General features: G+C 67.7%; 20 protein-coding genes. 11 read left to right on the top strand and 9 right to left on the bottom strand.

Features of this window, described 5'->3' with window-relative positions; translation table 11 throughout:
• Positions 1–89 precede the first annotated feature (89 nt).
• Genes GWK63_RS10830 through cysQ form a run of 4 tightly spaced genes read right to left on the bottom strand, consistent with a single transcriptional unit; the run spans position 90 to position 3,972 of the window.
• Positions 90–1,544 carry an FAD-binding oxidoreductase gene (locus tag GWK63_RS10830; RefSeq protein WP_007399701.1) on the bottom strand — a complete coding sequence of 485 codons (1,455 nt, stop codon included), beginning with the start codon at positions 1,542–1,544 and terminating at the stop codon, positions 90–92.
• Positions 1,541–2,161 (bottom strand): hypothetical protein, encoded by a 621-nt coding sequence (locus tag GWK63_RS10825; protein ID WP_007399702.1) that lies wholly within the window; start codon positions 2,159–2,161, stop codon positions 1,541–1,543. Before GWK63_RS10825 ends, GWK63_RS10830 begins: the two co-directional genes overlap by 4 nt.
• Before the next feature lie 38 nt (positions 2,162–2,199).
• Positions 2,200–3,177: an L-threonylcarbamoyladenylate synthase gene (locus GWK63_RS10820; RefSeq protein WP_007399703.1), complete on the bottom strand. Its 978-nt coding sequence runs from the start codon at positions 3,175–3,177 to the stop codon at positions 2,200–2,202.
• A 9-nt stretch (positions 3,178–3,186) separates the two neighbouring features.
• Positions 3,187–3,972 (bottom strand): 3'(2'),5'-bisphosphate nucleotidase CysQ, encoded by a 786-nt coding sequence (gene cysQ / locus GWK63_RS10815; RefSeq protein WP_007399704.1) that lies wholly within the window; start codon positions 3,970–3,972, stop codon positions 3,187–3,189.
• A 142-nt stretch (positions 3,973–4,114) separates the two neighbouring features.
• Here cysQ and GWK63_RS10810 point away from each other — a divergent pair, with 142 nt between their 5' ends.
• The 9 genes from GWK63_RS10810 (at position 4,115) to GWK63_RS10770 (ending at position 13,484) form a co-directional block, all read left to right on the top strand.
• Positions 4,115–5,608, top strand: a complete 1,494-nt coding sequence (locus tag GWK63_RS10810; RefSeq protein WP_039999669.1) for a leucyl aminopeptidase — start codon at positions 4,115–4,117, stop codon at positions 5,606–5,608.
• 42 nt (positions 5,609–5,650) lie between these two features.
• A complete protein-coding gene (locus GWK63_RS10805) occupies positions 5,651–6,097 on the top strand; it encodes a DNA polymerase III subunit chi (protein ID WP_007399707.1) in 447 nt (148 codons plus the stop codon).
• Positions 6,098–6,147: 50 nt separating this feature from the next.
• Positions 6,148–6,999: an aldo/keto reductase gene (locus tag GWK63_RS10800; RefSeq protein ID WP_007399708.1), complete on the top strand. Its 852-nt coding sequence runs from the start codon at positions 6,148–6,150 to the stop codon at positions 6,997–6,999.
• Positions 7,000–7,069: 70 nt separating this feature from the next.
• The gene (locus tag GWK63_RS17415) at positions 7,070–8,812 is read left to right on the top strand and encodes a hypothetical protein (protein WP_007399709.1); all 1,743 of its coding nucleotides are present in this window, start codon (positions 7,070–7,072) and stop codon (positions 8,810–8,812) included.
• A gap of 19 nt (positions 8,813–8,831) precedes the next feature.
• On the top strand, positions 8,832–9,800 hold the full coding sequence (locus tag GWK63_RS10790; protein ID WP_039999671.1) for a hypothetical protein: 969 nt from the start codon (positions 8,832–8,834) through the stop codon (positions 9,798–9,800).
• A 2-nt stretch (positions 9,801–9,802) separates the two neighbouring features.
• Positions 9,803–10,345, top strand: coding sequence for a hypothetical protein (locus GWK63_RS10785; protein WP_007399711.1), 543 nt, complete (start codon positions 9,803–9,805; stop codon positions 10,343–10,345).
• Positions 10,342–11,406 (top strand): hypothetical protein, encoded by a 1,065-nt coding sequence (locus GWK63_RS10780; RefSeq protein ID WP_007399712.1) that lies wholly within the window; start codon positions 10,342–10,344, stop codon positions 11,404–11,406. The genes GWK63_RS10785 and GWK63_RS10780 overlap by 4 nt, the downstream gene beginning before the upstream one ends.
• Positions 11,403–12,854, top strand: coding sequence for an NADH-quinone oxidoreductase subunit D-related protein (locus tag GWK63_RS10775; RefSeq protein WP_007399713.1), 1,452 nt, complete (start codon positions 11,403–11,405; stop codon positions 12,852–12,854). Before GWK63_RS10780 ends, GWK63_RS10775 begins: the two co-directional genes overlap by 4 nt.
• A 174-nt stretch (positions 12,855–13,028) precedes the next feature.
• Positions 13,029–13,484 carry an NADH-quinone oxidoreductase subunit B family protein gene (locus GWK63_RS10770; protein WP_034933070.1) on the top strand — a complete coding sequence of 152 codons (456 nt, stop codon included), beginning with the start codon at positions 13,029–13,031 and terminating at the stop codon, positions 13,482–13,484.
• A gap of 9 nt (positions 13,485–13,493) precedes the next feature.
• Here GWK63_RS10770 and GWK63_RS10765 read toward each other — a convergent pair whose 3' ends face one another.
• From GWK63_RS10765 to GWK63_RS10755, 3 genes are read right to left on the bottom strand one after another with little or no spacing between them, the layout of a single operon-like run.
• Positions 13,494–14,357 carry a CDP-alcohol phosphatidyltransferase family protein gene (locus tag GWK63_RS10765; RefSeq protein ID WP_172459721.1) on the bottom strand — a complete coding sequence of 288 codons (864 nt, stop codon included), beginning with the start codon at positions 14,355–14,357 and terminating at the stop codon, positions 13,494–13,496.
• Between the two features lie 5 nt (positions 14,358–14,362).
• A complete protein-coding gene (locus GWK63_RS10760) occupies positions 14,363–15,040 on the bottom strand; it encodes a phosphatidylserine decarboxylase (protein ID WP_007399716.1) in 678 nt (225 codons plus the stop codon).
• Between the two features lie 34 nt (positions 15,041–15,074).
• The gene (locus GWK63_RS10755) at positions 15,075–15,827 is read right to left on the bottom strand and encodes a methyltransferase domain-containing protein (RefSeq protein ID WP_007399717.1); all 753 of its coding nucleotides are present in this window, start codon (positions 15,825–15,827) and stop codon (positions 15,075–15,077) included.
• A 95-nt stretch (positions 15,828–15,922) separates the two neighbouring features.
• Between GWK63_RS10755 and gloB the strand changes: the two genes are divergently transcribed.
• Positions 15,923–16,654 (top strand): hydroxyacylglutathione hydrolase, encoded by a 732-nt coding sequence (gloB, locus tag GWK63_RS10750; protein WP_007399718.1) that lies wholly within the window; start codon positions 15,923–15,925, stop codon positions 16,652–16,654.
• Between the two features lie 595 nt (positions 16,655–17,249).
• On the opposite strand, the gene GWK63_RS10745 is transcribed toward gloB, so the two are convergent.
• Positions 17,250–18,416, bottom strand: coding sequence for an IS110 family RNA-guided transposase (locus tag GWK63_RS10745; protein ID WP_050800526.1), 1,167 nt, complete (start codon positions 18,414–18,416; stop codon positions 17,250–17,252).
• Between the two features lie 97 nt (positions 18,417–18,513).
• Between GWK63_RS10745 and phaR the strand changes: the two genes are divergently transcribed.
• The gene (phaR, locus tag GWK63_RS10740) at positions 18,514–19,053 is read left to right on the top strand and encodes a polyhydroxyalkanoate synthesis repressor PhaR (protein ID WP_007399720.1); all 540 of its coding nucleotides are present in this window, start codon (positions 18,514–18,516) and stop codon (positions 19,051–19,053) included.
• Positions 19,054–19,194: 141 nt separating this feature from the next.
• On the opposite strand, the gene GWK63_RS10735 is transcribed toward phaR, so the two are convergent.
• Positions 19,195–19,947: a lysophospholipid acyltransferase family protein gene (locus GWK63_RS10735; RefSeq protein WP_007399721.1), complete on the bottom strand. Its 753-nt coding sequence runs from the start codon at positions 19,945–19,947 to the stop codon at positions 19,195–19,197.
• Positions 19,948–19,966 lie beyond the last annotated feature (19 nt).

Raw genomic sequence — 19,966 nt, 5'->3', positions numbered from 1 at the left:
GCCCTGTTCCCGCCGGGGCAAAAGGGGTGAACCCCCTGGGCACGGCGCGGGGGAACAGTCTGTTACGTGCGGCCCGGCCGGGTGGGGTGTCATGCGCCCTGCGTGGCGGGGGGCAGCACCTTGCCGGGGTTCATGATGTTGTGCGGGTCCAGCGCGGCCTTGATGTGGCGCATGGCCGCCAGTTCCGCGCCACCGCGCCACTGTGGCATCATGTAGGGCTTGAGCTGGCCCACCCCGTGTTCGGCGGAGAAGGAACCGTCCAGTTCCTTCACGATGGCGGCCACCGTGTCCATGATGTCATGGCTGCGTGCCAGGAAGGCCTCGGGGGCCATCCCTTCGGGCTGGACCAGGTTGAAGTGGATGTTGCCATCGCCCATGTGGCCGAAGGGGGCGGCGCGGATGCCCGGTACCAGCGCGGCGCAGGCCGCCGTTGCACGGTCGATCAGTGCGGGCACATGGGTTACGGGCACCGAGACGTCGTTCTTGACACTCGCACCCGCCTGGCGCTGGGCCTCGGCATGTTCCTCGCGCAGTTTCCACAGGGCCGCGCGCTGGCCCTCGCTCTCGGCAATCACGGCGTCGGTTATGATGCCGTCCTCCAGTGCCTCGCCCAGAATTTCCTCGGCATATTCACGCAGGTCCGCATCCGGGCGCGGGGTGGCCAGTTCCACCAGCACATAGGCCGGCGCACGTTCGCCCAGCGGCAGCGTGGCGCCGGGGATGAGGCTGGTCACAAGGTCCATGCCCGTGCCGGACATGTACTCGAATGCCTGCACCAGTGCCGGGTCACGCCCGCGCAGCAGGCCCAGCAGCCGGAGTGCGGCACCGGCGTCATCCACGGCGCACAGAACGGCCTCGATGGCGCGGGGCCGGGGGTGGAGCTGCAGGATGGCGGTGGTGATGAAGCCCAGCGTCCCTTCGGACCCGATCAGCAGCTGGCGCAGGGCGTAGCCCGTATTGTCCTTGCGCAGGCGGCGCAGGCCGTGGAACACCGCGCCATCGGGCATCACCGCTTCCAGCCCCAGAACCAGTTCGCGCGCGTTGCCGTAGCGCAGGGTGTTGTTGCCCCCTGCGTTGGTGGCCAGCACGCCACCAATCTGGGCCGAGCCTTCGGACGAGATGGAAAGCGGCAGCATGAACCCCGCCTCCCGTGCCGCGTCCTGTGCCGCCTTCAGCGTTACCCCGGCCTCGACTTCCATGGTCAGGTCATGGGGGTCGATATTGCGCACGCGGTTCATGCGCGACAGGCAGACCACAACCTCATGCCCGCTGTCATCGGGCGTGGCGCCGCCCACCATGCTGGTATTGCCACCCTGCGGCACCATGGGTACGCCATGGGCTGCGCACAGGCGCACGATCCCGGCCAGTTCGCGCGTGCTGGCCGGGCGCAGTACGGCCAGTGCCCGGCCATGGTACAGGTCACGCCAGTCGGTGCAGTAGGCGGCGGTGTCGCTCTCCCCCGTCAGTACCCCCACCGGGCCGAGCATGTCCGTGAAACGGCTGATCAGATCAGCCGGTGTCAGTGTGGTGGTGGCCTGGCTCATGACGGCATGCTTCCTGAATGAAGGGGGGCGGCAGGTGGCAGCAGCCACGCCTGCCCGGTACGGTGGATGACCGGGGGATAGGCCGCGCTGGCCTGCGCCGGGGCGGACGGGGCCAGCAGGTGCCATGCCCCGCTGAGCACGACCCCCGTAATCAGGCCCACGGCGGCGGCCACCAGCAGGCCCGCGCGGCGCGGCGCGGGGCGCGACTGCACGACCGATAGGGCGGCCTGTGTCTCGGCGCGGGCCTGACGGGTCTGGTTCAGTTCCAGACGCAGGGCATCGTTGTCGCTGCGGATATCGCGCAGTTCAAGGTCAAGCTTGCGGATGCTGGCCGCCAGCTGGGCGATGCGGGCGTGCGATTCCTGAATTTCCTTTGCCGCCGCGGCACTGGCCTTGGTGGTGCGTGGCGCGCGGGGTTTTGGCGGCGGTTTCTGTGGCGGGTTGGGGGCAATGGCGGCGAACAGGTTTTTCAGCGCGCCCCCCGTCACGCCATTCTTTTTTGCCCGCGAGCGGATGGTGGCCAGCGCGCTTTCGGACTGGCCGGCATGCTCCTCCAGCACGAGTGCAAGGATATCCGAAAGGATCTTCAGTTCCTTGGGGTCGATTGTATCGCTCATTTCAGGGCTACCGGGGTCGGGTCATGTCGTTGATACCATTACGGACGCGGGCTTGCCGCGCGGACCAGCCGGTCACGGATCGCACGGCCCAGCCCATGCGCGGGCACGGGCTGTACCGCAATCCTGACCAGTCCCCGGCGGTGTCCCTCCATATCAAGAAACCGCAGCCCCGCGAAGAGGCGTGCCGCCGCTTCGCGCAGATCGCCCCGCGCGCTCAGGTTCCATACCAGCGGGCTGCCGGGTAGCGGCGGGCCAAAGGCCAGCAGCGCCTCGTCCGCGCCCACCGTGTCCGCATCCAGCCGCACCGCAAGTCCCGGCGCGTAATGGGATGAAAGCTGCCCGGGGGCCAGGGGCCGGCTGTCATTGCTGCTGGCGCGTGGCATGGCCACGGGCATGCCGCAGGCGGCTTCCAGCGCCTCCAGCGTCACGCCGCCGGGGCGCAGCAGGACGGGGGCGGGGCCGCTCAGGTCCACAATGGTGCTTTCCACCCCCACATGGCACGGACCACAGTCCAGCACCGCGTCGATCCGGCCATCCAGACCCGCCAGCACATGAAGGGCATCGGACGGGCTGACCCGTCCCGACGGGTTGGCCGAGGGGGCCACGACCGGAAAGCCGCAGGCGGCCAGCAGGGCGCGCGTGTTCCCGCCCGCGGGCACGCGCACGGCGGCGGTGGACAGTCCCGCCGTGGCGATGGGGGAAATGGCGCAGCCCGGCGCACGCGGCAGCACAAGGGTCAGCGGGCCGGGCCAGAAACGGCTGGCCAGTCCGCGCGCAAGCGGCGTGGGCGTGACCTGCGCAAAGGCGGCATCGGCCGTGGTGAAATGGCTGATCAGCGGGTTGATGCCGGGGCGGCCCTTGGCGGCGTAGATGGCCGCCACCGCGTGGTCGTTGCGCGCATCGGCCCCCAGGCCGTACACCGTCTCGGTGCCAAAGGCCACAAGCCCGCCCGCGCGCAGGATGGCGGCGGCTTCCTCCCGGCCATGGGGGGTGTCGGGTAGCAGTCGTGTCTGCATCGGCCTGCGTTATACCGCGCCGCGACACACGAAATGCGGATTGCGCCACTCCGGCTTGCCATAGCCCAGCGGCTGGCCATCCGGGGTCGTGACCGTGCCGCCAGCCGCTTCCACAATCGCCTGCGGGGCGGCGGTGTCCCATTCCATGGTGGTGCCAAGGCGGGGATAGAGGTCGGCCACCCCTTCCGCCACCCGGATGAATTTGGCGGCCGAGCCGATATTGCCCAGATGCGCGATACGCTGGCCGCCCAGGAATTCCTGCAGGCGGGGATCATTGGCGTAATGGCGTGAAGCCAGCACGGTCAGCCCTTGTGCAGGCGTCGGGCGCACATGGATCGCTTGCGTGCCATGGGCGTCGGTGCGGAAGGCCCCGCGCCCGGCACCCGCGCCGTAAAGCTGGTGATAGGCGGGCAGGGCCACGGCGCCCAGAACCGGGCGGCCGTTGCGGACCAGGCCGATATTGACGGTAAAGTCATCACGCCCCGCCGCGAACTCCCGCGTGCCATCCAGCGGGTCCACCAGCCAGAATTCGCTGCCGGTATCAAAGCGGATGCCCGCGGCCATTTCCTCCTCCGCCACCACGGGGATGGCGGGGGCGTGCTGGCGCAGCCCCTCAAGGATATGGGCCTCGGCCGCGTGGTCGGCCTCGGTCACGGGGGAACTGTCGGTCTTGACCTGCGTGGCAAAGCCGCGCACGCGGATGGCACGGATCAGTTCCGCGGCCTCGCTGGCAAGGCGGAGGGCCAGATCCAGAAGGAATCCGTCCTCATATGCCGGGATGGATGGCGTATTCATGCTGTTGGCATTAGCTTACTCATCGCGCGCCGTCATGCCTTTATCGAGGATGATGGCGCAGGACAGGCCCTTTCCTGCCCTGGCGGGGCGGGAATTCGTCCTGCCGGTCCACCATTTTCCGTAGCGGAGCACCGTGACCCCCATGCTCGATATTGTCTTTTCCGACGCCGCCGTACCGACTGATGGCACGCTGGTCCTTGCCCATTTTGCAATCGAGACGAAGACCAGCCCCCTCGAAGGGGTGGATGAAACGGTCGGCAGGACGCTGGCGCGGGCAGCGAAGGCCGCCGGCTTTGATTTTGAGCGGGGCAAGACCTGTACCGTGCTGACCCCGGGGGCGGAATACGACCGGGTCATCCTGCTGGGGCTGGGCGTGTCCTGCTTTGAAGCGGGCGAGATGGAATCCGTCGGCGTTGCCGCCGTCCGGGCACTGGCCGCCGAGAAGATTGACGGGGAGAAGGTGTCTCTCGCCGCACCCGGCCTTGGCGCAACGGGGCTGGTGGAAATTGCGCTGGGCATGGTGCTGGGCGGCTACCGCTTCGATTCGTATCGGACCAGGGCCACTTCTGGCCAGAAGCGCCCCGGCCCGTCGGCGCGGCCCGGGCCGTCCAGCGTGATCATGCACACGTCTGAAGCCACGGAGGCCCGGCAGCACTGGGAACCGCTGCTGGCGGTGGCGCGTGGGGTCTGCCTGTGCCGTGACCTGGTGTCCGAACCCGCGAACATGCTGCGCCCGCCGGAATTCGAGCAGCGCATCCTGGGCCTGCGTGATCTGGGCATCCGGGTGGAGGTGCTGGACCGTGATGCCATGCACAGGCTGGGCTTTGGTGCCCTGCTGGGCGTGGCCCAGGGCAGCGACGCCCCGCCGCGTACCGTCATCATGCACTGGGATGGCGGCGCGGAGGGGGAGGCCCCGGTCGCCTTCGTGGGCAAGGGGGTCACCTTTGATTCGGGCGGCATCTCGATCAAGCCCGCAGGGGGCATGGAGGAAATGAAGACCGACATGGCCGGTGCCGCCGCCGTGGTCGGCACCATGGCGGCCCTGGCGGGACGCAGGGCCAGGGTCAATGCCATTGGCGTTGTGGGGCTGGTGGAAAACATGCTCTCGGGCAATGCCCAGCGCCCGGGCGACGTGGTGCGCACCGCCTCGGGCCAGACGGTGGAAGTGCTCAATACCGATGCCGAGGGGCGCCTGGTACTGGCCGACGTGCTGTGGTACACGCAGGACCGCTTCAGCCCGCGCCTCATGGTCAATCTCGCGACCCTGACCGGCGCGATCGTGGTCAGCCTTGGCACCGAACGCGCGGGCCTGTTCTCCAACAATGACAGGCTGGCGGAGCAGTTGTCCCATGCCGGTGACAGGACGGGGGAAAAGCTGTGGCGCATGCCGCTGGATGACAGCTATCTTGACCTGCTGCGTTCGGACATCGCGGACTTCAAGAACATTGGCGGCCGTCCCGGCGGGTCGATCACGGCGGCCAAATTCCTTGAATGCTTCGTGGCGGGCGTGCCGTGGGCGCATCTGGACATTGCGGGCACCGCATTCATGTCCAAGCCTTCGGCATATGCGCCCAAGGGGGCAACCGGCTTTGGTGTGCGGCTGCTCAACCATCTGGTGGCAGGGTATGAGGGGTGATACCTGCCCTGCGTGGCAGGGCGGGACAGCACGGGAAACTCCATGGCGCAGATCGACTTCTATCACCTGACGCGTTCAACGGCGCTGGCCGTGCTGCCTGAACTGCTCGGGCGGGTGCTGGCGTCGGACAGGCGCGCGGTCATTCGCTGCGCAACGGCCGCGCGGGCGCAGGAAATCGATGAGGGGCTGTGGCGGGCAACCAGCCCGCTGTGGCTCCCCCATGGCACGCAGGCCATGGGCCATGGCCCGTGGCAGCCGATCTGGCTGACGGCAGGCGATGATGTCCCCAACGGGGCGACCTTCCTGTTCGTGCTGGATGGGGTGGAGGTGAGCGACCTTTCCCCTTTCGAGCGGGTGTTCGAAGTGTTCGATGGCCATGACGAGGCCGCCGTTGCCGCCGCCCGCCGCCGCTGGGTGGCCGGGCGCGCGGGGGGACATGACCTGCGCTACTGGCAGCAGCAGCCCAAGGGATGGGCGCGTCGCAGATAGACCCGCCGTGGCGTTGCTGTGCCGCGGCATCGATGAAAGGCAGGGCAGCGATGAAGACGGTTACTTTCCACAACGGCACCACGGTTCCGGCGCTGGGCATGGGCACATGGAACATGGGGGACAGCGCCAGTCGCCGTCATGATGAGATCAGCAGCATCCGCGCAGGGCTGGATGCGGGCATCCGCGTGGTGGATACGGCGGAAATGTATGGGTCCGGCCGGTCGGAAACGCTGGTGGGCGAGGCGATACGCGGCGTGCGCGATGACGTGTACCTTGTCAGCAAGGTGCTGCCTTCCAACGCATCGCGCCAGGGGGTGCGCAAGGCGTGCGAGGCCTCACTCAAACGTCTTGGCACCGATTACCTTGATCTTTACCTGCTGCACTGGCAGGGCGGCGTGCCGCTGGAAGAGACCATTGCCGGATTTGACGACCTGGTGGCGGCCGGGCTGATCCGCAGTTGGGGCGTTTCCAATTTCGATACCGATGGCATGCGCGAGATCGCGGGCATCAGTGCCAGCACGCCCTGCGCGGCGAACCAGGTGCTCTACAGCCTTGACTACCGTGGAGTGGAGTTCGACCTGCTGGCGTGTGACCGCATGGCAGGCATCGTGACCATGGCCTATTCCCCGCTGGGGCAGGGCGGTGACCTGCTGCGGGCCCCGATGCTCAGGCAGATCGCCCGGCGCCATACCACTTCCCTTGGTCCCGCAACGACCGCGCAGATCGCGCTGGCCTGGGTGCTGCGGCAGGAAAACGTGCTGGCCATTCCCAAGGCGGGCAGCCCGCGCCATCAGGGTGAAAATATCGCGGCGCAGGAGATCACCTTGACGCGCGATGATCTGGCGCGGATTGATGAAGCCATAGCGCCGCCGCGCCGCAAGGAGCCGCTGGCCATGATCTGACCCGCCCGGCCTTTACCCGCCGGGCGCAAGCGGGAGGGCCGTCATCATTCCTGTCATCCTGATCGCACTGGTGGTGCTGCTGGTCGGGGGGAGCGCCGTGCTGGTGGTCCTGCCACGGCCCTTCGGGCTGCTGGTGGCGGCCCTGCGGGGCGGGTGGCTTGTGGCCTGCGTGATGGTGGTGCTGGCCTGCCTTGGCGTCGGGTTGCCGGGCGGGGTGGTGGCGGGAGACGGTTTTTTCGCGCCCCCACGCGATATTGCCCTGCTGGTGCCGCTGGGCCTTGTGGGGATGGCCGCCACGACAGGGCGTGATCTTGCCGCCTGTGCCGCGGGGGGCTGCGCGGTGATCGGTGGCCCCGTCCTGTCCTGCATGGGGGCGGGGTGGGGGCTGCTGGCGCTGTGTTCGGGGCGGCGGGTGGGCGTGCGTCCGGCGGCTGATCTTGTGGCCCTGATGGTCATGGCGGCGGTGATGGTTGATCCCGGCCCGGTGGTGTGGCTGCTGCCCGGGCTGTGCTGGCTGGGCACGCGGGGGCTGCTGGGCCTTTCCCTTTCCCCCCATGTCGGGTCGCGCGTGGCGCGGCCGTTCCACATGGCGGATATCGCGGGCATGATCGCGGCCCTGGCCCTGTGGCGCAGGCTGCCGCAGGCGGGCATGGTGGCGGACATGCGCTGGGGCTGGGTGCTGATCGTGGCCGGGTGCGTGTTCTACATGGCCGCCTCATGGCGTGCGCTGTGCGCGGGGGGCGCGCGGGGCAGCATGGCCGGGCTTATGGGGGGATCGGGCGCGCTGGTCATCGTGCTGGCGGGGCTGGGGCTGCTGGCGGGCGCGGATGACCTGCCCGCCATGGCCAGTGCCGCCAGCCGTACCGCCCTGCTGGTGGCGGCAACATTCCTGACATGGGTATTCGTGGCGCGCGCGCTTGACGTGATGGAGCGGGAGGCGGGGCCGCTTGTCCTGCTGCGGCTGGGGGGCTTGGGCGTACTCATGCCGCGCCTGTCGGCCCTGTTCGCCCTTGGCCTGCTGGCGGAAAGCGGGTTGCCGCCCCTGCTGGGCTTTTCGGTCATCTGGATGCTGCTGCGTCTTCTGGCCGGCATGGCGCAGGGTGGCGGGGTGGTGGGGGACATGCCGCTGCTGGCGGCGCTTGTCGTCCTTGGGGTCGGATGGGCGGTGCGGATGCTGGCGCTGGTGCGCGTGGTCGCGGTCGTGCTGTGCGGGCGGCCCCGCACGCCGCGCGGGGCGGGGGCGGCCGACCCGCGTGGCCGCGCCATGATCCCCGTCATGCTGGCGGCGGTGCCGGTGCTGCTGGTCTCCGTCTGGCCGGGACTGTGGCTGGGACTGATGGAAGGTGCGGGCCATGTGCCGTCCGGGGCCGTGCGTCCGGTACTGCGTGACGTGGCCCTTGCCTCCCCCGATGGCACGGCCGTGCTCCATCCGGGGCGGCTGTGCCTGCTGGTGGCGGTGGTGGGGTGTGCGGTCATGCTGCTGCGCAGGCTGGCCTGCCCCACGCCTGCCCGGCAGGTGGCGGGATGGCAGCAGGGCGCGCCCGCCGTTCCGCCATGGATGGTGTTTGGTGACCCGCTGACACAGGTCGGTCCCGGCAACCCGGCCCGCATGGTGACGGACATGCTGGTGCCCATGCCGGTGCTGCGGCGTTTTGTGCGGGTGTCCATACGCTGGCGTGCCCGGGCGGCCGGCATGGCGGCAGGCGTGCTGCGCCGTGTGGACTGGCTGTGGCAGGGGCGTGCGGTGCCGACCCCGGTCGTTCTGCTTCTGGCCTGCGTGGGCGCGCTCATGTTCATTGCATGGCATGGATAGGGCGTGGCATGGAGGGGTGATGATGGAGCCAATCCTGCTGGCCGCGCGGATGCAGGCCGCATTGCTGGCGGCCTGCCATATGGCGCTGGTCCTGCTGACGACCCCGCTGTGGATCGGCCTGCTGCGCTGGATGGCCACCGTAATGGAGGGCGAGCGCCGCCCCCCGGACCCTGCCGCGCACTGGCGGGCGCTGCGGCGGGCATGGCGGCAGCCGGGCGTGCGCTCGGCGGCGGGCGCGCATGTGACGGCACTTGCCCCCTGGCTTGCGCTGGCGGCTGCCATGGGGGCGGCGATCCTTGTGCCATCCTTCTCGCTCGGGCTGCCCGGTAGCGACCTGTCCGACCTGCTGGTGGTGGGTGGCCTGCTGGAAATGGCGTTCCTTGCCCTGCTGGTCGTGGCCTTTGCCGCGGGCCTGCCCCGGCCGGGTCATGCCGGGCTGCGGGTTGCCACCGGGGGGTTCATGCTCCAGCCGGTGCTGCTGCTGGCCTGTGCGATACTGGGCATGTGCCTGCCCGATGGCACGCTGGCGGGACTGGTGCGGCAGGCGCATGTGGCGGACATGAACCTGATCCGCATGCCGCTGGCGCTGGTGGCGGGGGCGCTGGTACTGGCGGGGGTGGAGGAAGGAAACGGGCCGGGGGCACGCCTGTTTTCCATCATGCTGGACGATCTGGCAGGACCCGACCGGGCCGTGGCGCAGTACGCGCGTGACCTGCTGGCGGTGGTCTGGATGATGCTGGCGCGCGACCTGATCTGGCCCGAGAGCATTGTGGAACCCGACCTGCTGGCGCATGCGCGCATCGTCGGGCCGCTGGCCTGGGCGGTCGTGCTGTGGGGGGCGCACATGCTGCTGGCGTGCGGTTGTGTGGCGGGGATGCGGGTTTTCGTGCTGTCGGGGCCGCGGCATGCCACATGGCGCGCCGGGCTGGGGTTGCTCTGCGCGATCATGGCCGGGGTCCTGCTGTTTGCCGGGCGGGGGATGGGCTGACTATGCTGGTGCTGCTGCTTGGCATGCTGGTCATCTGTTCGCTTTCCGGCTCGGGCGGGCGCGGGGGCGGGCTTGTGTGGCATGGGGGGCTTACGGCGGCATGCATCGGCCTGTGGAGCTGGGTGCAGGGGCAGGCCGGACTGGCCTGCCTGCTGGCCGTGGTCATGGCGGGGGGTGTGGGCCTGCTGGGGGTACAGATGCTCCATGTACCCGCCAGCGGGCGTGAACGCAGTGGCCTCCGTCTGGCTGGCGGGCTGGCCTGCGTGACGGTGCTGGCACAGATCCTGACACACGGTGTGGGGGACATGGCGCAGCATTTCATGGTCATGGCCGCGCTCTGCGCCGTGCTGTGTGGAGTCTGGGGGGCATGTATCGCACGTGGGCCGGTGGCGCTGTGCGCGGGGCTGGCCTGCGGGCTGGATGGTATCATGCTGCTGGGCGCGCGTGCGGGCAGCACGTCGGTCATGATGGTGGCCATTGTGGCGACGGCGGTCCTGAATGCCGCACTGGCCGGCATGCCGCGCATGGAGACGGACCCGTCATGATGGGACTTCCGCTGTATGGCAGCCTGCTGGCGGGGTGGATGGCCGTCTCGGTCATGGCCCTGCTGGCCACCGGGGCGCCGGTGGCGCTGCGTGTCCTGCTGGCGGCCCTGCTTCTGGTCCTGTGTGGCGGGGCGGGGTGGGCTGGTCCCGGCATCGCGCAGGCCTTCATGGGAACTGGCCCCGCGCTGGCGCTCTGTGTGCATGTGGCCATGGGCGCGCGGAGCGGGGAAGGACGCGGGGGGACGGTGCCGGGGTTTCTCCTTGCGGGCAATGCGGCGCTGGCGGTGGCATTCGGGCGGTGTGACCTGCTTTTCATGTTCATGGGCGCGGGGATGGCCGTGCGGCTGGTGCTGGCGCAGGGTCCGCGCGGGCTGGACCGGGCGGGCTGGCAGGTGCTCAGGGCAGGGCTGGGCGGGCTGATGATGGCGCAGGGCGGGCTGTCGGTGCTGCAGGCGCAGTGGGGCGGCATGGCCGATCAGGCCGGGGCGGTGCTGCTGGTCGGTGGCGTGCTGCTGGCCTGCGGCATGCTGGCTGATGCGGCGGCAGACCATGTTCCGCCATGCGGGCGCATGGACATGCTGGCGGCCCTGCCGGTTGTGGCGCGGGCGGCCGATACATGGCCGGTGATCCGGCCGGTCCTGACCTTCATGGGGCTGGTGTGCCTGCTGTGGTCCGTCCTGCCGCGCGGAGGGCGCAGGCCCTCGGGTACGGCATGGGGGGCATGGGCGGTGCTGGCGGCAGGGCTACCGGGGGCGGACACCACGCTGGCCCTTCCCGCATGTCTGCTGGCGGTAGCCATCACGGAGCCGGACCGGACAGGCAGGGTGGATGAGACCGGCCCGTCATGGCCGCCGTTCCTGCCCGGCATGGCGCTGGTGCTGGTACTGGTGGGGCAGGTTGCACAGCAGGTCTGGGCCGCCCTGCTGGCGGCCGTGACCCTGTGGCCGGTCATGGCCCGATACAGGATGGGGCAGGCCCCCGGCATGCGGGGTGTCCTGTCGCTGGTGCTTGGCTGCATGGTTCTGGCCGCGGTTATCCGTCACGGGGGGGGCGGGCCATGACGCTGCGCGGGCTGGTTGGCGCGGGGCGGCCCGCCGCCTGTGCCGGGCGCTTCGAACTGGGGGCGGATGGCTGGCGGATGATGGTGGAGGCACTGCCCCGTTCCACAGCGCGCCTGTGCGGGCTGTGGTCGGATGGAATGCAGGTGCATGCCCTGTTCCACGATGGTCCGGGGCCGTTCATGGCCAGTGTTGCGGTGCCGGAGGGACGCTATCTTGCCCTTTCTCCCGCGCGTCCGGGGGCGGAGGCGCATGAACGCATGCTCCATGACCTGTGGGGCATCGAGGCCATGGGGGCCGTGGGCACGGCGCCCTGGCTGGATCAGGGCCAGTGGGGCGTGACGTGGCCCCTGCGCGAACGCGCGCCGCCCGCGCCCCCCCCGCCTGAAGGGGTCGAGTTCATTGATGGCGCGGCCATGGAACGCGCGGGGGGCACCATGCTGGGCCATGGCCCGGCGGAGGGTGGATTCCATGCGCCCCTGCATCTGCGGCTGGGCCTGCCGGGGGAAGGGATCACGCAGGTGCGGCCACGCATGGGTTATGCCCATCGTGGCCTGTGCGCGCGCATGCGGGGCAATACGCTGGCCGGGGGTGCCCGTCTGGCCGCCCGGATCGATGCCGGGGCGACGGTTGCCCATCAGCTGGCCTTCGCACGTGCCGTGGCAGCCGCCAGCGGGGTGGATACGTCATGCCCGCTGGCCATTTTTCCCGCCGAACTGGAGCGGGTGGCCACCCATCTGGATAGTGTGGCGCAGATGGCGGAACTGCAGGCGGACGGGCGGCTGGCCAATCTGGCGGCGACCCTGCTGGAACATGTGCGTCAGCTCGGCCATGCGGTGTATGGCCACCGGCTTCTGTTCGATGTAGTGCCACGCCGCGATGCCGCAGCGCCCGCGCCGGAGATGATGGCCGCTCTTCATGAAGGCTGCGCCACGCTCAGGCGCCTGTTCTGGCGGCCGCGCGGACTGGCGACACAGTTGCTGGGGCGGGGTGTCCTGAGTGCTGGTGCCGCACGGCAATGGGGGATCGGGGGCTGTGTGGGACGGGCCTCGGGCATCGAGGCGGACCTGAGGGCGCAGGACCCCGCCTATGCCCCCGGCTGGCTGACCCCGCCCCCACGTAGTGAGGGGGACATGACCGCCCGCCTGTCCACCCGCCTGCATGAACTGGGGGAGAGCGTGCGGATACTTGGCAATGCTGGTGTCATGCCCGATCCGCCGGTTCCGGCGCAATGCGTGGATGGCGAGGGACTGGGCATGGCCGAAGGCCCGGCAGGGCCGGTCTGGCACTGGCTGCGGGTGGAAGATGGCCGGATTGCCGCATGGTGGTGTGGTGATCCGTCGCTGGCGCAGATACAGGCGCTGCCTGCCATCCTGCACGGCGCGGTGTATGAGGATGTCGAGCCCATCCTGACCTCGCTGGGCCTGTCGGCGGCCGGGGCGGATCTATAAGAGACGGCCTGGAATAAGATGTTGGTAAAAAACAATAAGAGTTTCTGGATGCCGCCATTTTCAAAACAGGCGGCGTTCTCTGAAGCTTTCTGAAAAAGGCTTTACCCAAAACTTTTTACAATTTGCGGGATGTTTCAAAGGCGGATTTTTGAAACGCCCTTCAGGGGAACCGTCATGGCCTATCTGCACCTGTTCTGGCCCGAAGGGGGGGCACTGCCGCGTATGCAGGCGCTGGATATCTTTCACATGGATACCGGCGGCTGCACCGGCTGCGGGCTGGAACTGCGTGCGGTATCGCGTGCGCTGGATGCCGGCAATGCCGCCATCCGCTTCGTGTCCACACCACGCCAGGCGGGGCTGCTGCTGCTGACCGGCAGCCTGAGCGTGGAAATGGCCCCGGTGGTGGAACTGGCCTGGCAGGCCATGCCCGGCTCCCGGCTGCTGGCCGTCGTGGGGGACTGCGCGGTGGATGGGGGCGTGTTTACCCCCAGTTACGCCGTGCTGGGCGGCGTGGGCGGGCGGGCGCAGGCCAGCCTGTCGCTGCCGGGCTGCCCGCCCGCACCGGCCATGATACTGGAGGCACTGATACGCTGGCGCACCGGGCAGGACAAACAGCCGCCTGCCGCATGAAGCCTTGCATCAGGCGTGAGGGGCCGGACTGTCGTCACTTTCCTGCAGGGCCTCGGCCGCGCGGCGCAGGCGGTGGAAGCTGCGGCGGCTTATGGGCAGCAGCAGGATATACAGGATGCCCGCCGCAGCCAGCGCGCCCCATGGTTCCGCCACCAGCACCGCCGCATAGGCCCCGGTGCCCAGCATGGTGGGCAGGATCAGGGGCGAAGGCACCTTGAAGTTCTTAAACGACCAGACCGGCAGCGTGGACACCAGCAGGAACGCCGTGCCGCTTAGCGTCAGGGCCGGCAGCAGCGGGTCGCGCGTCAGGTCGTACAGCCAGTCAATATGTAGGCGCTGCGCCTCCAGCCCCAGGAAGAGCGGGAACAGCGCCAGCCCGGCACCCGCCGGGGCGGGCACGCCGGTAAAGAAGTTGCTGGCATATTTGGGCTGGTTGGCGTCGTCATCCAGGCTGGCGTTGAAGCGCGCCAGCCGCAGCGCCATACAGACCGTGAACATGATGCACGGAATGTAGCCAAACCGCCCCCCTTCATGCAGCGCCCACAGGTACAGCACGAAAGCGGGCGCCACGCCAAAGCACAGGAAATCCGACAGGCTGTCGAATTCGGCCCCGAAGCGGCTGGTGCCACGCAGCAGCCGGGCAATGCGCCCGTCCAGCCCGTCAATGCACGCGGCAATGAGCAGTGCCGTGGCCGCGCTGCCAAAACGCCCTTCCAGCCCGAAGCGCATGCCGGTCAGCCCCGCGCACAGGCCCAGCATGGTCATGAGATTGGGGATCAGGCGGTTGAAGGACAGGCCGCGCACGCGGGGGCGCTGGCGTTTTTTCAGCCGCCGGATCCGGCGCGCCGGTCGGCCAGGGGGGGGAAGCGCCATGCGGTTTAAAGCCGCGCCATCACGGTTTCGCCGCCAATCATGGTCTGGCCCACTTCAACCAGCGGGGTGACATCGGCGGGCAGGTACAGGTCGGTGCGTGAGCCGAAGCGGATCAGGCCGAAGCGTTCGCCCGTTTCGTACTGCATGCCCTCTTCCGCGTCACACAGGATGCGGCGGGCGATCAGGCCCGCGATCTGGACCACCGCCACCTGGCGGCCATCACGCAGGGTGACGCGCAGCGCGTTGCGTTCATTCAGTTCCGATGCCTTGTCCAGGCTGGCATTCAGGAACTGCCCGGCATGGTAGGCAATGCGGGTGACGGTGCCCGCCACCGGCATGCGGTTTACATGCACATCCAGCACCGACAGGAAGGTGGCGACACGCCATACCGGCGTATCCCCCATGTCCAGTTCCGGCGGCGGGGGCACTTTCTCGATCGAGACGATATGCCCGTCAGCCGGTGCCACGGCCAGGTTGGGTTCCGCCGGTGTGACGCGCTCGGGGTCACGGAAGAAATACAGGCAGAAGCCGAAGAACAGGCCGCTGGCGGTTCCCAGCAGTTTTGTAAGCCGGAAAGGCAGCAGCCGGCCGATGACGGCCACCGCCCCCGATCCGAGAAGGAAGGGGCGCGCGGCCGGATGCGGTGGCGCGATGACGAGCTTGAGGGACTGAATCAGGGACATGGGACACTCTTCATGGAGATTTCGGTAAAATTGGTCAAGTATTCTGCGCATCCGTAGGCGGCGGGCGTCGGGTCAGGCTGCGCGAGAAGACACGCGCCGCCCCCAGCCGCAATCCGCCGGGCACTACTACGGCAGGGCGGCTGGGCACGCCGGCATAGATGTCCTTGACCGCCTCGATCAGGCAGACGCCCCCCAGCCGGGGGAACAGGTTGCGTCCCGTCCATTCCACCATGCCCACGGGGGCCGTGGGGCAGGGACCTGCGGGGGGGATATAGAGCGCATCCTCATGCCGCTCGGCGCGGAAGCAGGCATCGGCCAGCCAGCGGCTGATCTGGCGGCGTGAGAACGGCGTGCCCTGGCCGAAGGGGGAATTGTCGGCATGCGCCCACAGTCCCGCCCGGTTGGGCACGACCAGCAGCAGGCGTCCGTCATCGCGCAGGATCTTCCACACCTGGCGGAGCAGGCTGTTCTTGTCCTCGCTGACCTCCAGCGCGTGAATCAGCAGGATCCGGTCGAATTTCAGGTCATCGAACGGCAGTTGCAGGCCGCTTGCCATGCAGTCGCGCCCCTGCCACGGGGGCGCGGCGCGCGTGACATGCGTGTCCAGCCGGGCGGAGAAGCACGGCGCGTCCTCGCGCTCCCATAGCGGCAGGAAAGGCAGGGCATAGCCCAGTCCCAGCGTACGGCCCTGCGTGCCTTCGGGCCAGAAGGCCGTCATGCGCTGGCCCAGCAGGCGCGCGGCCACCCGCCCCCGGTGGGTTGCGTAAAAATGCGCGGCGGTGTGCATGTCGGATTGCATTGGGGCACACTAGCACACCCCGTGGTCGCGGCCATCACGTATGGGGTGGTCCGCACGGAGAACAACCGGAAGGGAGAACAGTCATGGCAGACCCGCTTTCCATCAGGGCGATTCCCATCCTGAACGACAATTATGCCTGGTTCGTGCATGATGGCCCGACCGGGGCTGCGGCAATGGTCGACCCGGCGGAGGACGCCCCGCTTGTCGCGGCCATCGATGCGGCAGGGGGGCGGCTGGACCTGATCCTGCTGACCCATCACCATGCCGATCATGTCGCGGCGGCGGCGGCGCTGCGGACCCGCTATGGCGCGAGGATCGTGGGGGCCGCCGCCGATGCCTGGCGCCTGCCCGCGCTGGATATCGCGGTGCATGATGGTGACACCGTGCCTCTGGGCCGCGCCGAGGCCCGGGTCATGGCCACGCCGGGCCATACGACGGGCGAGGTGTCCTATTACTTTCCCGCAGGGCCCGCGCTGTTCTGTGGCGATACGCTGTTCAGCATGGGGTGCGGGCGGCTGTTCGAGGGGACGGCGGCGGACATGTATGCCTCCCTGCGACGCATCGCGGCCCTGCCGGATGAGACACTTGTGTGCTGCGGGCATGAATACACGCAGTCCAACGCGCGTTTTGCCCTGCATGTGGACCCGGACAACATGGCCCTGCGCGCACGCGCACGGCAGGTGGCCATCCTGCGCGGCGAGGGGCGGCCCACCGTTCCGGTCACGCTGGCGGAGGAACGGGCGACCAATCCCTTCCTGCGTGCGGGGGATGTGGCCACGCTGGCCCGGCTGCGCCGGGAGAAGGACGGTTTCTGACATAATACGTCATGATTCTTCTCCCCTCCGTCCGCTGCCCGCGGGTGGGGCGCCATGGGGTGGCATGCCCATGGTCCGTGGCGGAAAAGGGCGGAAAACCCGCATCCCGCCATCCCGGCCGGCCATGCTGGCGGGGGTGGGGCCTGTATTGCGCGCAGCATGAAAAAACAGGATTGATTGACCGGGCACATGGTCGGGGCGTGTAATTTGCCCTAATGATGGTACAGCGTGTTTCCATGGAATATTCATGGAAACGGCGGCGCCATGGCATAGCGGGGCCGCAGGCCCCTCACATGAGGAGTTTCACGTCAATGGCCACTTTCACTGCGAGATCATTTTTTCTTCTCCGTGTTTTGGATCCATGGTCTGAGCCTGTTTAACGACTACCGGCGCGATGCCGCACCTGTAGAACCTCACATCCGGTCGCCGCTCGCGCGCGGCAGCACCACTATCCCGCATTCGGGGCAAAGGCTCAGGAGAACGGGACCATTCTGAAAGGTCGGCATTGCAAGCCATGGGGCCGATCGGTCCGTTCACCTGGATCCACAGGACTGATCAGGTCCTGGGGATGGGGTTTATGTCTGTGGTGTTTCCATCAGCGGGACGCCGGATGCGCGCCATCGATAACGACACCACTCGTGACATATTTCCAGAGCGCAACAAGAAGCTTGCGGGCCAGGGCAACGATCGCCGTTTTGCGGCTCCGGTTACTTCTTGCGCCCACGTGTTCATGGAACCACTGCGCCAGCGCGGTGTCAGGCTGGTAGCGGAGCCACAGCCAGGCAAGCTGGATCATGGCCGTGCGCAGGCGCGGATTACCGGATTTCGAGACGCCTTGTTCACGGTCGATCGATCCGCTTTTCCACGGCGAAGGCGCCAGACCGGCATAAGCCGCGACCTGCCGCCTGTTGTCGAAATGCCGGAACAGTCCTTCCTGCGTCAGAACGGTGGCAAACTCGGCGCCAATCCCTCTGAGACCCTGCAACAGGACAACTGGCGAACATTGATTGTTGTCATTCACTTTTGCCAATTCGTCCCGTTCGCTCTCAACCATTTTAATCTGTTCCATGAGAAGTTCGATGCGGTCCAGTTCTCGTCCGATCTGCGCCTTGAGATGCTTCGGCAAGGGATGACCATCGCCCGTTCGCAACTCGTCGAGACAGGCACGCCGATCCCGTCGCAGCGGCCGGTAACCTCGAATGCCCTGGCTCAGCAGCAGGCCCTGGACGCGGTTGATATGCCGCGTGCGCTCGCCCACCAGAACCTTACGCTCCCGACTGAGACGTCGGCGGTCTTCCTCTTCCCGTGATGGAGGGCGGACCATTGAGCAGACCCGTGCCTCTCCGCGTTTGAACGCCAGCAGCGTACGGACCAGCATCTCCCCGTCGATACGATCCGTCTTTGCACGCCGGTGCTTGCGGGGAACTGCGATCGACGCCGCATCGACGACATGGCTCTCGATCCAGTCCTCCTGCTTCAAGGCTCTATCGATCCAGAATCCATCCAATCCGGCTTCCTGAATCACCACAAGCGGAAAAAGTCTTCCTTCCCGAGCGCGGGCCTTGTCACGAAGACTAGTGAAACAGCCGAACAGGCCCGCAATATCGCCACCTTGAACCGAGTGGCGCGACATCTTCTCGCTTCCGGGTGAGAGCGATGTGACCAGCCAACTCGATTTTCCAAGTTCCAGTGAAACGAAGATCGCGCCAAGATCAACGCGGATAGCGAACGGGGTCGTGGGATGATCAGATGCCTCGAGCATGGTTCTGCCCTCCAGAGAGTTTCAGCAAGCACACTCTGACACGGCGCGGCTCGCTATCCACTCCTCATGGAATCTGATCCATGCGAAAGGAAGGCATTTGTCGGTCTCTTCTGCCCCTGTCATCATCAAGAAATATGCTAATCGGCGGCTGTACGATACCGAGGTTTCGGCATACATCACGCTTGAGAACCTGATGGACATGGTCAAGCAGGACCGCGCCTTTGTCATTCTGGATGCCCGTACGGGCGATGACATCACCCGCGGCGTGCTGGCCCAGGTCATGCTGGAGGAGGAAACGCGCGGCCGCGCCATGCTGCCGGTTGCCTTCCTGCGCCAGCTTATCCGCTGTTATGGCGACCGGCGGCAGGGCGAGGTTTCCGACTACCTGGAACGCATGATGGCGGCCTTCATGCAAGGTCCCGTTTCCCCCGCCATATCCGACGGGCTGGAAAGCCTGGGGCAGGAAAATGCCGCCGTGGTGCGGCAGGCGATGTCCCTGTTCACATCGCTGCATGCGGTGGAACAGGTGGGCGGGCGCACGGTTGAAAGCCTGCTGCATGAAATCATGGACCTGCGCCAGCAGGTCGAGACGCTGCAGGCCCGGTTGGGGGAAAAGGGATCATCCCGCGCCGACTAGGGCGGGCTATCTCCCTTTTGGCAACCGTTCGTGAAACATCCTGCAAAGTAAGCAGAAGTTTTTGGTGAAGCTTTTTTCAAAAAGCTTCGAAAACCGCCGCTTCCTTGCACAAGGTAGCACCCAGAAAATCTTTCCTTTTCATCAATTGCTGGACTGGATCGTGGTGGAAGGCGCATCGGCCGCGGGCATGGGCAGTCCGTTATCGGCGCATAAGCTCCGCCATGCCCCCCCGATGGCGGGCAGCAGCCGGGCGCGGCGCAGGCCGGGGGGCAGGGGCCGGCCTATGGCGATGTGAATGGTACCCGGCCGCTTGACCAGCGCATTGCGCCCCCAGTGCAGCCCCGCATCGGTCGCGACCGGAATGACCGGCAGGCCGGTATGGGCGGACAGGGCGGCAATGCCCGGCTGCAGGCTGATCGGGGCGCCGGGCGGGGTGCGCGTGCCTTCGGGGAAGATGATGATCTGGCGCCCCTTGCGCGCCGCGTCATCCGTGGCAGCCAGCAGGGTGCGCAGGGCCCTGGCCTTGCCATCGCGGTCTACCGGTATCATGCCGCTCAGCCGCAGCATCGGGCCGACCAGTGGAATGCGTTCCAGTTCACGTTTCATGACATAGGTGGGCAGCGGCACAAGGTTCATCCACACCAGCGTATCGAACATGGACTGGTGCTGGCACGCCAGCAGGCAGGGACCGTGGGGCAGGTGCTCGCGCCCGCTGACCTCTACCGCAATGCCGCAGATATGCCGCAGCCCGCGCAGGGTCAGTCCCGTCCACAGCTTGGCATAGCCCAGCGCAAGGCGCGGGGCGAACAGCCGGATGGGAAAGGCCACGATGCCCATCACAATGGTCAGCAACAGGAAATACAGGTTGAATGCAAGCGCGCGCAGTACGGTCATGGGACGGGTCCATAAATGG

The organism is Komagataeibacter rhaeticus (assembly GCF_011611525.1).
Lineage (GTDB): Bacteria > Pseudomonadota > Alphaproteobacteria > Acetobacterales > Acetobacteraceae > Komagataeibacter > Komagataeibacter rhaeticus.
The sequence above is the reverse complement of the archived record's forward strand: the minus strand, read 5'-3'. Positions and strand labels throughout refer to the sequence as shown.